Origin of the sequence: Anaeromyxobacter sp. (assembly GCA_016718565.1) — a bacterium.
GTDB lineage: Bacteria > Myxococcota > Myxococcia > Myxococcales > Anaeromyxobacteraceae > JADKCZ01.
Map to the genome: position 1 here is coordinate 156,380 of JADKCZ010000008.1, position 12,593 is coordinate 168,972.

A 12,593-nucleotide genomic window follows, 5' to 3' on the forward strand; every position below is an offset into this window, starting at 1 on the left:
TCCCCCAGAGGGGATGCAGACCAGGAGGCTTGCACGATGTCTCGGATTCTCAACAAGTCGCTTCAGGCGAAGGTCATGTCGGCTGAGGCAGCCGCCGCCCTCATCCCCAACGGCTCGGTGGTCGGCATGTCCGGCTTCACCGGCGCCGGCTACCCCAAGGCCGTCCCGGTCGCGCTGGCCAAGCGCGCCCTCGACGAGAAGCTCAAGGGCAAGTCGCTCAAGCTCGACGTCCTCACCGGCGCCTCCACCGGCCCGGAGCAGGACACGATGATGTCCATCGTCGAGGCCCAGCGCTTCCGCTACCCGTACCAGGGCGACGCCGCCACCCGCGAGAAGATCAACGCCGGCCTGGTCGAGTACCAGGACATGCACCTGAGCCACGCGGGCACGCAGGTCCGCTACGGCTACTTCGGCAAGAACGGCAAGAACAACATCGACTTCTGCCTCATCGAGGTCACCAAGATCAACGAGGACGGCACCTGCGTGCCCTCCTCGTCGTGCGGCGCCAACAACATCTACCTGGAGCACGCCGACAAGATCATCCTCGAGGTCAACGAGTGGCAGGACGAGCGGCTGCTCGGGATGCACGACATCATCTCGGTGCCGGCCGCCCACGGCACCCGCGTGGCGCTGCCCATCAACGCCGCCGACGACCGCAAGGGCTCGCAGGTCTGGAAGTTCGACATCTCCAAGGTGGTGGCGGTCGTCGAGACCAACAACGCCGACCGGAACGCGCCCTTCAAGCCGCCCGAGGAGATCCACAAGAAGATCGCCGGCCACATCCTGGCGTTCTTCGACGCCGAGGTGAAGGCCGGCCGCCTCTCCAAGCACCTCAACCCGCTGCAGTCGGGCGTGGGCAACATCGCCAACGCCGTGCTGGTGGGGCTGAACGAGGGCCCGTTCGACCGGATGATCTCGTACACCGAGGTGATCCAGGACGGCATGCTCGACATGCTCGACTCCGGCAAGCTCACCGCCGCGTCGGCCACCGCCTTCTCGGTCTCGCCCGAGGGCCAGGTCCGGTTCAACAAGAACATCGACCGGTACCGCAAGCAGATCATCCTGCGCCCGCAGGAGATCTCCAACCACCCTGAGATCATCCGCCGCCTCGGCTGCATCGCCATGAACGGGTTCGTCGAGGCCGACATCTACGGCCACGTCAACTCGACCCACATCGCCGGCAAGGGCATCGAGAACGGCATCGGCGGGTCGGGCGACTTCGCCCGCAACTCGGCCTACACCATCTTCATGTCCCCGGCGACCGCCAAGGACGGCAAGATCTCCGCCATCGTCCCCTTCGCCTCCCACATCGATCACACCGAGCACGACGTCTCGGGCATCGTGACCGAGTACGGCTTCGCCGACCTGCGCGGCCGCAGCCCGAAGGAGAAGGCCAAGGAGATCATCGAGAAGGCGGCCGCTCCGGAGTACCGCCCCGTCCTGTGGGACTACGTCAAGCGCGCCATGAAGAAGCCCAGCGCCGGCCTGCACTCGCCGCACATGTTCGAGGAGGCCTTCGGCTTCCACAACCGGTACCTGCAGACCGGCTCGATGATGCCGAAGAAGTAGTCCCCCCGAAGCACCCCGCAGTCCTGGCGGCGGCCCCCGGCGACGGGTGGCCGCCGCCGTCGTTCAGGGGGGCGGTGGGGCGCCACCCAGGGGCGGCCTTACCTGGGCGGCGCTTCGTGCCGATGAGAGGGACAGGGACCGCTCCCAACGTGTCCCAGAGGCGACGGCTTCCCGTCCTGGGCGGCCGCCGCCTCGTTTCGTTGCCCGCCCGCACGGCCACCGGCGCCCCTCCTCCGCGGGTCTGCGGCGGGGACCCGTGGCGGCCCTGCCCTACTTCTTCCTGGCCTTCTGGTCCTTCTTGCCGACCCGCCGGTAGGTCACCTTGGTGAGCTCGGTCCAGGCCTCGCCCACCCTGCGCTCCCGGATCACCGCGAACTCGTCCCGCCCCAGCCGGATCCAGCGGTGGCGCTGCTCGGAGGTGGCCACCTTGGCCATGCTGGGGAAGATCACCGAGTCACCCTCCAGGTAGGCCTCGCCCAGCCCGTAGCCGCCGGTGGAGGACCAGTTGGTGAAGAGGATGCGCCCGCGCTGGTCGCTCCAGGAGAAGACCGAGTCGCCGTCGAAGTCCTCGGCCCGCTTGCCGTCCTTGAGCCAGCTGATGGTGATGGTGCCGCGCAGGTGGCGCTTCCACTGCGCCTCGTAGCACTGGGTGTCGGAGGTGACGCCGTCGGCGTGCAGGCCGTGCCAGCAGGCGCCGACCAGGTGGCGCAGCCAGCCGAAGCGCTCCATCGGGTTGGCGTCGGGGGTCGGGGCCCCCTCACCCCGGCCCTCTCCCCGGGGGGGAGAGGGAGATCAGAACCCGGGGTCGCGGTCGGGGTCGCGGCCGGGGTCGCGGTCGGGCTCGCGGCCAGGGCTGGGGCCGGCGCGGGCTCGGCCCGGGCGGTCAGGGTGGTGGCGGCGAGGAGGAGGGCGGCGGCGAGGGGCCTGGACATGGGGGCGCATGATAGACGCCCGGCCGCCACCTGCCCACCCGGCCGACCCGGGGCCCCCGGAACTGGCCTAGACTCCCGCCCATGTCCGACCTCGATCTCGACCTCGCCCTCGTCACCGCCCGGCGCGCCGCGGAGGCCGGCGGCGCCGCGGCCATGCGCCACTTCCGCACCGGCGTGCGCATCGAGCTCAAGCCCGACCGCTCCCCGGTAACGGCCGCCGACCGCGAGGCCGAGGCCGCCATCGTGGCCGTCATCCAGGCCACCTTCCCGGGGCACGCCATCCTGGGCGAGGAGACCGGGGCGCACGCCGGCGAGGGCGCCCGCTGGATCGTCGACCCGGTGGACGGCACGCGCGGCTTCACCCGCGGCGGCAGCTTCTGGGGCCCGCTGGTGGCGCTCGAGGTGGACGGGCAGGTGGTGGCCGGCGCCATGGGCATGCCGGCGCTGGGGGAGGTCTACTGGGCGGCGCGCGGCCGCGGCGCCTGGCGCACCACCGGCGCCGGCGTGCCGGAGCGGCTGCGCGTCTCCGGGGTGGCCGCCTGGGAGGAGGCCACCCTCTCCCTGGGCGAGCTCAAGTTCCTGCTGGCCCCCTCCACCCGCGCCATCGTCAACGAGCTGACCGTGACCGCCGCCCAGGCCCGCGGCTACGGCGACCTGGCCGGCTGCGCCATGGTGCTGACCGGGCGCGCCGAGGCCTTCCTGGAGGCCGGGGTGCAGGTCTGGGACATCGCCCCGCTGAAGATCCTGATCGAGGAGGCGGGCGGGCGCTTCACCGACCTCTCCGGCGCGGCCACCCACCTGAGCGGCGCCTGCGTGGCCTCCAACGGCCTGGTGCACGAGCACCTGCTGGCGGCGCTGCGCGGCTGAAGGGCCGAGCGGGCCTCCCCTCCCGGCCGCTGCGCCCCGGTCCGGGTCAGGGCGGCGGCGCGCGGCGGAACAGGTCCACCACCGCGCCGCTGCGGCCGGCCACCCGGGCCCGGCCGCGGGCCCACTCGCGCAGCGCCTTGACCTGCTCCTCGTAGGTCTTGAAGAGCGGCACCAGGTCCTGCGCGACGCGCCGCAGGTCGGCGGTCTCCAGGTCGCGCTTCAGGGCGTAGGCGCGGTGCAGGCCGCCCACCACCACCTGCTCCAGCTCGGCGCCGGAGTAGTCGGCGCACAGCTCGGCGATGGCCGTCAGGTCCACCGAGCCGGGCTGGCGGGCCCGCCGCACCAGGTGCAGCGTCAGGATCTCGCGCCGCGCCTCCAGGTCCGGCAGGTCCACGAAGAACAGCTCGTCGAAGCGGCCGCGCCGCAGCAGCTCGGGCGGCAGGCGGGTCACGTCGTTGGCGGTGGCCACCACGAAGATCGAGCCCTTGCGCTCCTGCAGCCAGGTGGAGAAGGCGCCCAGCAGGCGGGCCGCCCGCGCCTCGCCACCCTGCCCGGGCGCGCTGCCGGCGAACCCCTTCTCGATCTCGTCCACCCAGAGCGCCGCCGGCGAGACCGCCTCGGCCGCCTCCAGGGCGGTGGCCAGGCTCTCCTCGGCGCCCTCGCGCCCCAGCACCCGCGGCAGGTCGAGCCGCAGGAGCGGCACGCCCAGGCGGGAGGCCGCCGCCTTGGCCGCCAGCGACTTGCCGCACCCCTGCACGCCCACCAGCAGCACGCCGCGCGGGGCGGGCAGGCCGAAGGCGGCCGCCCCGGGGGCGAAGGCCTGGGCCCGCTCGTCGAGCCAGCCCTTGAAGGCCGAGAGGCCGCCCAGATCGTCGGCCGACTCTCCCGACTCCACCACCTCCAGCCCCAGGTCGCGGGCCAGCAGCCGCTTCTTCTCGTCGAGGATCACCCCGGCGGCGGCCAGCCCCAGGGTGGGGTCCTGCCGGAAGGCCCGGGTGAAGGCGCGCCGGGCCTGCCCCTCGGAGAGGCCGCGGGCCGCGGTGAGGGCCCGGTGGCGCGCCTCGGTCGGCAGCGGCGGCGCCCCCTGCGCCTGCTGGGCCGCCGCCAGGGTGGCCGCCAGCTCCGCCTCGTCGGGCAGCGGCAGGCGCAGCACCGCCACCTCGCCGTGCAGCCCGTCGGGCAGCTCCAGGCGCGGCGCCACCACCACCAGGCAGCGCCCCTCGGCGCCCAGGCGGGCCGTGGCGTCGCGCACCGCGCGGGCCACCGCCGGGTCGCGCAGGGCCAGGTGGAAGTCGAGCAGCACCGCCAGCACCGGGGCCGGCGCGGCCAGCACCGCCTCCAGGGCCGCCAGCGGGGTGCGGGCGGCCGGGGCCAGGGGGTCGAGCCCGCGCTGCGAGGACCAGACCGCCAGGCTGGCGTCGAAGCCCTCGGCGGCGGCCCGGCACAGCGCCACCGCCCGCTCCTCCTCGCTGGTGACCAGGTAGACCAGGGGCGTCCCGGCGGCCCACAGCTCGGCCACCTCGCCGGCCAGGGCGCTCACGAGGTGCCCTCCACGTCGGCGGTGGCGCGGATGGCCTCCTCGAAGGCGGTCACCCCGGCCGCCACCTTGCGGACGGCGTGCTCGCGCAGGCTCTTCAGGCCGTCCTGGCGGGCGGTGCGCGCCAGCACCTCGGGGGTGGCCCCCTCGGCGATGAGGTGGCGCAGCCGGCCGTTGATGGGCAGCAGCTCGAAGAGCCCGGTGCGCCCGTAGAAGCCGGTGTAGCGGCACTTGGCGCAGCCCTGGCCGCGCCGCCCCAGCAGCTGCCCGGCGTGGTCCTCGGGGTGGGGCACGCCCAGCTCGGCCACCTCGTCGGCGGTCAGCGGCACGTCCTCGGCGCAGGCCGGGCAGACCTGGCGCACCAGCCGCTGGGCCACCACCCCGGCCAGGGTGGCGGCGATGAGGAAGCTCGGCACCCCCAGGTCGCGCAGGCGGGCGATGGCGCCCACCGTGTCGTTGGTGTGCAGGGTGGTCAGCACCAGGTGGCCGGTCAGGGCCGCCTGGACCGCCTGCGAGGCGGTCTCCGGGTCGCGCACCTCGCCCACCATGATGACGTCCGGGTCCTGGCGCAGCACGTGGCGCAGCGCCTCGGCGAAGCTGGTGCCGGTCTTGGGGTTGGCGGCGATCTGGTTGAAGTCCTCGTGGACCATCTCGATGGGGTCCTCGATGGTCACCACGTTCACCTCGGGCGAGGTGAGTGCCTGCAGGGCCGAGTAGAGGGTGGTGGTCTTGCCGCTGCCGGTCGGGCCGGTCACCACCACCAGGCCGTGCGGCCGCATCAGCCAGCGCTCGAAGGTCTCGCGCTCCTCCGGCAGGAAGCCGATCTCGGAGAGGTCGCGCACCAGCACGTTGGGGTCGAGGATGCGCACCACCACCTTGTCGCCGAAGGTGGTGGGGATGGTGGAGACGCGCAGCTCCATCTCGGCGTCGCCGCGGGCGGTGCGGATGCGCCCGTCCTGCGGCTTGCGCATGGCGATGTCGAGCCGGCTCATGATCTTGAAGCGGTTGGCGATGGCGCCGTGCACCATCTTGGGGATGCGGTGGATGGGGTGCAGCACCCCGTCGATGCGCATCCGGATGATCGACTCCTCGCGGCGCGGCTCCAGGTGGATGTCGCTGGCCCGCTGCTCGAAGGCGTAGTGGAGCAGGTACTCCACCGCCGCGATGACCGGCTCGCTGGAGGCCTCCAGGGCCTCGATGCCCGACAGGTCGACGAACTGCTCCAGGTTGCCGACGTCGGCGGCCGGCTGGCCCGCCGACATCTGCGAGCTGGCCTCGCTGATCTGGGCGCGGAAGCCGTAGACCTCGGCGATGGCCCGGTGGATGTCGGCCGGCGAGGCCAGCACCGGCTCGATCTCCTGCCCGGTCAGGCCGCGCAGGTTCTCGAAGAGCTCGCGGTCGAAGGGGTTGGCGGTGGCCACCACCAGCTTGCCGTGGGCCCGCTCCAGCGGCAGCACCGCGTGGCGCCGGGCGAAGGGGCGCGACAGGGTGCGGGTGATGAGGTGGGCGTCCAGCCGGAGCGGGTCGATCTTGCGGTAGGGCAGCCCGGCCACCTGGGCCACCACCGCGCTGGCCTTGTCCTCGTCCACCACCTCGCCCTCGCGGCGGGCGTCGACGAACTTGAAGGAGGCCAGCAGCTCCACCGGGGAGAGCTCGGCGCGGCGCAGGCCGCGGCCGCCGGTGCGCGTGGCCTGCTCGCGCAGCAGCCGGGCGCGCTGCACGTTCTCGCGGGCGAAGGCGGTGCGCCTGGCGTCGTCGGTGATCAGGCCCGCCTGGGCCAGGGCCTCGGCGACGAACTCGAGGGTGTAGTCGCTGGCGCGATGGGGGAGCCGCACGGAGCGCTCACTCTACCCCGCCCCCGGGGGGGGCTCCACTTCACGGGCGGCGGCTGGCCCTGCCTGTCTTCGGGTCGCCCGACCGGGCGACTGGCTAGATGCCTCAACCAACTGGGCCGCAGGAGGGCGCCGCCGAGGCGCCCCCGCCGCCGGAGCCGCCCCCCCGCGTGGCGGCCGGCCGGGACATCTGGCGGGTCACCACCTGGGACTTGCAGGTGGGACAGGCCACCTCGGCCTCGTCCGACTTGCGGATGATGAGGGTCTCGAACGACTTGTCGCAGGCGGGGCAGGCGTACTCGTAGATCGGCATCGCCTCCGTGGGAGCCCGGTCCGCCCGGAAGGGTTCGTGCCGGCCCGCACCCCGGCCGGGGTAGAGTGCCCGGGCATGCCGCTCGCCCCGTCCGCGCTCGCCCTCCTCCTCGCCGCCGCCCCCGCCGCTCCCCCGCCCCCGGCCGCCCCCGCCGCGACGTCCAGCCAGGTGGCGCCGGTGCTGCACGGGTCGGTGGGCACCGGCGCCTGCGCCACGCCGCGCTCCGACCTCACCCGGGTGGACAACCCCTGCTGGCTGCAGCTCGGGCTGGCCCCGGCGATCCGCCTCGGCGGCCTGGAGCTGGGGCTGGTCTACGAGGGGCGCGACCCCATCAAGCTCGTCAGCTTCCTCCAGCTCCGCCCCCCGGCGGTCACGGTGGTGGGCGCCAGCGCCGGCGCCGTCTTCGAGCCCGGCCAGCGCTGGCGGCTCCTGGCGGCCGGCGAGCTCGGCTGGCGGCGCTACATGGACTTCGCCGGCAGCGCCGTCAACGACCGCGAGGGAGCGGCCGACACGCTCTACGCCGGCGTGACGGGCCGGGCCGGGTTCGGCCTGCGGCCGCAGACCGGCCGGACCGACCGGCTGGAGGTCTCGCTCTCGCTGCGCCGAGACCTGACCACCGGGCGTGCCACCGTGGAGGGCGTCCCCTGGGAGGTGGCCGGCTGGTCGGTGGTCATGGGGATCGGCCTGGTGGGCGAGTGGTGACCCGCCTCGCCTTCCCGCTCTCGCACGACCGGCTCGACGCGCCGCTCTCCGAGCACTTCGGCAAGTGCAAGTGGCTGGGGGTGCTGGAGGCCGGGGCCCCGCCCCGCTTCCTCAGGAACGAGGGGCTGAACGGCCGCTGGGTGGCCGAGGCGCTGGCCGCCGCCGGGGTCACCGACGTGGTGGTGGGCCACCTCGGGGGCGGCGCGTTCCGCCACCTCGCCGAGGCCGGCCTGCGGGTCTGGGCCGCCTCGCCGCCTGGGGCCACCGCCACCGAGCTGGCCGAGCGCTTCGCCGCCGGCGCCCTCGCGCCGATGGCGGCGCCACCTCCGCCCGACCAGGGCGGGGCCGGGCACGGCGGCTGCGGCTGCGTGCACTGAGGGGGCTGTGGAGAGAGGCCTCCCCTCCTCCCGCCCGCCGTACTCCGCGTGCTACATTCCGGTCCTCCCTGGAGGGCTGAACATGACGAGTGGAGTTCGAGCGGCCGGGCGGGCCGCAGGCGCTGTGGCGGCGGTGCTCCTGGCGGTCGGGTGTGGTGGGGCGGGCGGCGGCGACCTCTCGGTCAACTACTTCTACCCTTCCGTCTCCTGCCCGCGCTTCGGGAGCTGCACCGTCACCCCGAGCACGGAGGGGCTGGGCGGGAAGTCCGCCACCTTCACGCTCTCCGGGGGCAGCCTCCCACCCGGCTTCACGCTGGAGGCGCGCAGCGGGATCATCCGGGGCGCGCCCGCCACGCTCGGGACCTGGGCCGCCCAGATCACGCTCACCGTGTCGGGGTTCGACGGCAGCCTGGTGAGCACCGCCAGCATCGAGGGGGCGCCCGTCTACCTGGTCTACGACCCGATGCCGGACGGCTTCTTCCAACAGGTGGAGAACTATCGGGTGGGCCTCCCCATCCCCCCCGCAAGGCCGCACCTCATGGATCGCATCTCGCATGACTACCAGCCCGACTTCGGCTACGAGGCGCCGCTGGCCGCCGGGGTCACCCGCGCCTTCTCGCTGGCGCCCGGCTCGACCCTCCCGGCCGGCCTCACGCTCGACCCGGCCACCGGCGTCCTCTCGGGCACCCCCGAGGACCCGGCCGGCGGGGGCTTCGACGTGGTGGTCCAGGCCCGGTACACCTACCAGGGGGAGAGCGCTGACCTGACCCACACGCTCGGGTTCTTGGTGGATCCGCTGCCGACCGCCTTCGGCTGGGCGCTCGGCCCGGTCATCTACGTCACCGACGGTACGCCCATCTCGGTCGCCCTGGGGCTCTACTGGACGAGGGGTACCCCCGGGATCCTGCTCACCGGCTTCCGGCAGGTCGGCGGCACCCTGCCGGCTGGGCTCTCGATCGACCCGGCGACGGGGGCCATCTCCGGGACCCCCGCCACCGGCGCGGTGAGCGGCACCCGCTGGACCCCGGTCGTCGAGGCGACCCTCACGCAGGGCTCGGCCCCCAGCGCGGTGATCACCGGGACCCCCACCTTCGAGCGGCTCTGAGGCGCAACCAACGGGCTCCAGGGAGGACGGCCCCGTGACGAACCTCGCCGACGCCGGCGTCGTGATCTTCGCGCTCGACCTCCCCCGGGTCGCCCGGTTCTACCAGGAGGTGCTGGGGCTGGCGGTCGTGGAGCAGGGGCCGAGCCACGTGGTGCTCGGCGGTCCCCGCTGCCAGGTGATCGTCCACGCCATCCCGGCCGAGATCGCCGCGACCATCACGCTCAGCAGCCCTCCGCAGCGCCGGGAGGAGAGCGCGCTCAAGCCGTTCTTCCCGGTGGCCAGCCTGGCGGCGGCCCGGGCCTCGGCGGACGGGCTGGGCGGCCTGGTGGATCCGCCCGAGCGGGAGTGGACGGCCGGGGGCCTCCGGGCCTGCGACGGCCACGACCCGGAGGGGAACGTGCTCCAGCTCCGGGAGCCGGCCGGGTGAGGAGGCCGCCCGCCTCCTTCTTCTTGGCCGCCCGGGCCTTCTTGGCCTTCGGCGCCACCACAGGCATGCGCTCGGCCCGGCCGATCCACTCGGCCGTCGAGGGCTCCTCGGCCACCCGCGCCACCAGCCGCGCCCGCTCGGCGTCGAGGCGTCCCTCGGCCAGCGCAGCTCGCAGGGAGGGGAGCGAATGGAGCCGACGCTCCAGCGCGATGCGCTGCTCCACCGAGCGGACCGAGAGCCCCAGCCGCTCCTTGCAGTAATGGGAGAAGGAGACGAACTGCATGTCTCGCCAGAGCCCGAGCATGCGCACCAGGAGCGCCAGATGGCCGAGGAGTGACTCCCAGCGCTCCCGCAGGGCCGCCAGCTCCCGCAGGGTGGCGTCGAGCCGGGCCGGGTGGACGGCCTCGTCCACCGCCGGCGCCGTCACCCGCGGACTCTCCTCCAGGAACTCCCAGCGGCGGGTCTCCTCCTCGAGGTACGCCTCGAGCTCGGCGCGCCAGCCCGGCGCCGCGTGCGTCGCTCCGTCCGCCGCGTAGCCGCCGGAGCCCGCGGCGGCCCGATCCTCCAGTGACTCGCCGCGCCAGTCCGCCAGCGCACCAGCCACCACCTCGTCGTCGGCCTCGTCGGCGCCGTACGCGCCCAGGTACTCCTGCGCCACCGCCTCCAGCCGCTGCCAGCGCGGCGCCCCCTCGCCCAGCACGCCCCCGGCGAGATCGAGCGCACGCAGCAGCGCATCGCGGGCCCCGCTGGAGACCTCCAGCGAGACGCGCTGCCAGGGCTCGCCGCCCTTCTCCTCGCCGTCGAGGTGCTCGGCCTCCGGTGGCGCCTCGTCCGCCGAGGCCTCCGCCCCCGCCGCAGGCGCCTGCGCAGCACTCGCCGCGGCTCCAGCGCCCGCCGGCGCCGCACGCGCCTGCGCAGCCCGCACCGCCGCCACCAGCCCACGGACCGTGAGCGCCTGCGCCCGCTCCACCCAGGCCGCCTCGTCGGCCCCCACCGCGACCGGCACGATCTCCTCGGCCGCACGGATGCTCACCGCCCCGGACCGGACCGCCGCCCGGAGCAGCGGCCTCTCCACCATCGACCGCCCCAGGCGCGCCATGACCTGGCCGGTGCGCGCCGCCACGCCGAGTCGCTCCCGAGCGTAGTCGCCCACGCCGGACCAGCCGAGGGAGAGGAGCCGGTCGCCCATGGAGAGCGCCCCCAGCCCCTCGCAGAGCGCGACGTCGATGGCGGCGCGCCCTCGCGCCACCCGGACCAGCAGCCCGTCGAGGAGGACTGCCGCCTCGTCGCGCAGCACCGAGCGCCGTTCACACGGGGTCGTCACCTCCAGCACCCGCACCGCCTCCTCGAGCGCCGCCGGAGGAGCGGCGGGGCCCGAGGAGGCGGGGTGGGCGGGACTGGCGGCATAGCTGCACATCTGTTCAGTATGATACGCCCGAGGTCTGACGATGTGAAGGCTCCACTCGGGGTGTCCTCGTCGCTGGCAGGTGCCTTGCGATGGACGGTCCCGATGGACCATCACCCGCGCCACCTTCTGTGTTGTTCGGGCGCCCGGACAACACAGACGGGGCGTGCGCCTCCCCGGGCCGCGAACCGAGGCGCAGCCAGGCGCCGCGGGTGCGGGAGTCCCTTGCGGAGGCGGGGACGCCGTCCCTACATTCCCGGCGAGCCAGGCTGGGCGTCGAGCCAGCGGCGCGGCTCCAACGGGAGATCAGGATGGCCAACACCGTCGATGCTGCGATCGCCACGATGATCGCGAACTACCAGAAGAACACGGGCAAGCCCCTGGAGGCGTGGGTCGCCCTCGCCCGCAAGGAGAAGCTCTCGAAGCACGGCGAGATCGTGAAGTGGCTCAAGGAGCGCCACGGGCTGGGTCACGGCTACGCGAACCTCGCCGCGCAGCGCACCCTGGCGGCCGATGCGCCCGGGCCCGCGGGCGAGGACCCGGTGGCGCTCCAGTACGCAGGCGCCAAGGCGGCGCTCAGACCCGCCTACGACAAGCTCGCGAAGGCGGTCTCGAAGTTCGGCGGCGACGTCGAGCTCTCGCCCAAGAAGGGCTACGTGAGCCTTCGCCGCAAGAAGCAGTTCGGCCTGGTGCAGCCCTCGACGGCCGACCGGCTGGACGTCGGCATCAACCTGAAGGGCGTCGCCCCCAGTGGCCGGCTGGAAGCCTCCGGCAGCTTCAGCGCCATGGTGAGCCACCGCGTGCGGGTGACGAAGGCCGCCGAGATCGACGCCGCGCTCATCGGGTGGCTGCGCGCCGCCTACGACCAGGCCTAGGCGCGGTCGCGGGGCAGGCGCCTGCCTCCTCGCGACGATGCGCGCTCCCTGGCGCGGGCTACTTCGCCTTCCCGCCCTTCCCCCGCTTCGCCTTCGGCGCCACCTGCGGCCCCTTCAGCCGGTCCACCTCCGAGTCGTAGAGCTTGATGGCCTCGCGCAGCACCTGCAGGGCCACCGTGCGCCCCTGCGGCTCGCTCACCACCACCTTCTTGTTCTCCAGGGCCTTGTAGTCCTGGAAGAACCGCTTCAGCTCGCGCAGCCGGTGGGGCGGCAGCTCGGAGACGTCGGTGTAGTCGGAGTAGTTGGGGTCGTTGGCGTGCACCGCGATGAGCTTGTCGTCCAGCCCCTTGTCGTCGCGCATCTTCATCACGCCGATGACCTTGGCCCGCATGATGGAGAGCGGCTGGATGACCTCGGAGCAGAGCACCAGGATGTCGAGCGGGTCGCCGTCGTCGCAGTAGGTGCGCGGCACGAAGCCGTAGTTGGCCGGGTAGTGCACCGCCGAGAAGAGGATGCGGTCCACCATGAGCAGGCCGGTCGACTTGTCGAGCTCGTACTTCACCTTCGAGCCGGTGGCGATCTCGATGACGGCCGGGATGGCGTCCTCGATGTAGCGGGGCAGCTCGACGTCGTGCCAGGGGTGGTGGGCCAC

General features: G+C 73.8%; 12 protein-coding genes. 7 read left to right on the forward strand and 5 right to left on the reverse strand.

What is annotated here, in order from left to right; genetic code table 11:
• The first annotated feature begins 36 nt into the window (after positions 1–36).
• Positions 37–1,569 (forward strand): succinate CoA transferase, encoded by a 1,533-nt coding sequence (locus IPO09_16155; GenBank protein MBK9518848.1) that lies wholly within the window; start codon positions 37–39, stop codon positions 1,567–1,569.
• A gap of 270 nt (positions 1,570–1,839) precedes the next feature.
• Here IPO09_16155 and IPO09_16160 read toward each other — a convergent pair whose 3' ends face one another.
• On the reverse strand, positions 1,840–2,298 hold the full coding sequence (locus IPO09_16160) for a hypothetical protein (GenBank protein MBK9518849.1): 459 nt from the start codon (positions 2,296–2,298) through the stop codon (positions 1,840–1,842).
• A gap of 284 nt (positions 2,299–2,582) precedes the next feature.
• Between IPO09_16160 and IPO09_16165 the strand changes: the two genes are divergently transcribed.
• The gene (locus IPO09_16165; GenBank protein ID MBK9518850.1) at positions 2,583–3,368 is read left to right on the forward strand and encodes an inositol phosphatase; all 786 of its coding nucleotides are present in this window, start codon (positions 2,583–2,585) and stop codon (positions 3,366–3,368) included.
• Between the two features lie 46 nt (positions 3,369–3,414).
• Here the strand turns inward: IPO09_16165 and IPO09_16170 are convergent, their stop codons facing one another.
• The 3 genes from IPO09_16170 to IPO09_16180 all read right to left on the reverse strand — a co-directional run bounded on the left by IPO09_16170 (position 3,415) and on the right by IPO09_16180 (position 7,050).
• Entirely contained in the window at positions 3,415–4,908 is a 1,494-nt protein-coding gene (locus IPO09_16170) for an AAA family ATPase (protein ID MBK9518851.1), read from the reverse strand.
• Positions 4,905–6,740, reverse strand: coding sequence for a type II/IV secretion system protein (locus tag IPO09_16175; protein ID MBK9518852.1), 1,836 nt, complete (start codon positions 6,738–6,740; stop codon positions 4,905–4,907). The genes IPO09_16170 and IPO09_16175 overlap by 4 nt, the downstream gene beginning before the upstream one ends.
• Before the next feature lie 103 nt (positions 6,741–6,843).
• The gene (locus IPO09_16180; GenBank protein MBK9518853.1) at positions 6,844–7,050 is read right to left on the reverse strand and encodes a zinc ribbon domain-containing protein; all 207 of its coding nucleotides are present in this window, start codon (positions 7,048–7,050) and stop codon (positions 6,844–6,846) included.
• Positions 7,051–7,125: 75 nt separating this feature from the next.
• Between IPO09_16180 and IPO09_16185 the strand changes: the two genes are divergently transcribed.
• The 5 genes from IPO09_16185 to IPO09_16205 all read left to right on the forward strand — a co-directional run bounded on the left by IPO09_16185 (position 7,126) and on the right by IPO09_16205 (position 11,941).
• Positions 7,126–7,752 carry a hypothetical protein gene (locus tag IPO09_16185; protein MBK9518854.1) on the forward strand — a complete coding sequence of 209 codons (627 nt, stop codon included), beginning with the start codon at positions 7,126–7,128 and terminating at the stop codon, positions 7,750–7,752.
• Positions 7,749–8,129, forward strand: coding sequence for a NifB/NifX family molybdenum-iron cluster-binding protein (locus IPO09_16190; GenBank protein ID MBK9518855.1), 381 nt, complete (start codon positions 7,749–7,751; stop codon positions 8,127–8,129). The genes IPO09_16185 and IPO09_16190 overlap by 4 nt, the downstream gene beginning before the upstream one ends.
• A gap of 133 nt (positions 8,130–8,262) precedes the next feature.
• Positions 8,263–9,234 carry a putative Ig domain-containing protein gene (locus tag IPO09_16195; GenBank protein MBK9518856.1) on the forward strand — a complete coding sequence of 324 codons (972 nt, stop codon included), beginning with the start codon at positions 8,263–8,265 and terminating at the stop codon, positions 9,232–9,234.
• Between the two features lie 34 nt (positions 9,235–9,268).
• The gene (locus IPO09_16200) at positions 9,269–9,661 is read left to right on the forward strand and encodes a hypothetical protein (protein MBK9518857.1); all 393 of its coding nucleotides are present in this window, start codon (positions 9,269–9,271) and stop codon (positions 9,659–9,661) included.
• 1,716 nt (positions 9,662–11,377) lie between these two features.
• Positions 11,378–11,941, forward strand: coding sequence for a DUF4287 domain-containing protein (locus tag IPO09_16205; protein ID MBK9518858.1), 564 nt, complete (start codon positions 11,378–11,380; stop codon positions 11,939–11,941).
• Between the two features lie 58 nt (positions 11,942–11,999).
• On the opposite strand, the gene IPO09_16210 is transcribed toward IPO09_16205, so the two are convergent.
• Positions 12,000–12,593 (reverse strand): inorganic diphosphatase, encoded by a 594-nt coding sequence (locus IPO09_16210; GenBank protein MBK9518859.1) that lies wholly within the window; start codon positions 12,591–12,593, stop codon positions 12,000–12,002.

What these genes read in the sequence shown, in the direction of transcription:
- IPO09_16205 (MBK9518858.1), top strand. Translation starts at nt 11,378, where the DNA reads ATGGCCAACACCGTCGATGCTGCGATCGCCACGATGATCGCGAACTAC.
- IPO09_16185 (MBK9518854.1), top strand. Translation starts at nt 7,126, where the DNA reads ATGCCGCTCGCCCCGTCCGCGCTCGCCCTCCTCCTCGCCGCCGCCCCC.
- IPO09_16165 (MBK9518850.1), top strand. Translation starts at nt 2,583, where the DNA reads ATGTCCGACCTCGATCTCGACCTCGCCCTCGTCACCGCCCGGCGCGCC.
- IPO09_16155 (MBK9518848.1), top strand. Translation starts at nt 37, where the DNA reads ATGTCTCGGATTCTCAACAAGTCGCTTCAGGCGAAGGTCATGTCGGCT.
- IPO09_16180 (MBK9518853.1), bottom strand. Translation starts at nt 7,050, where the DNA reads ATGCCGATCTACGAGTACGCCTGCCCCGCCTGCGACAAGTCGTTCGAG.
- IPO09_16160 (MBK9518849.1), bottom strand. Translation starts at nt 2,298, where the DNA reads ATGGAGCGCTTCGGCTGGCTGCGCCACCTGGTCGGCGCCTGCTGGCAC.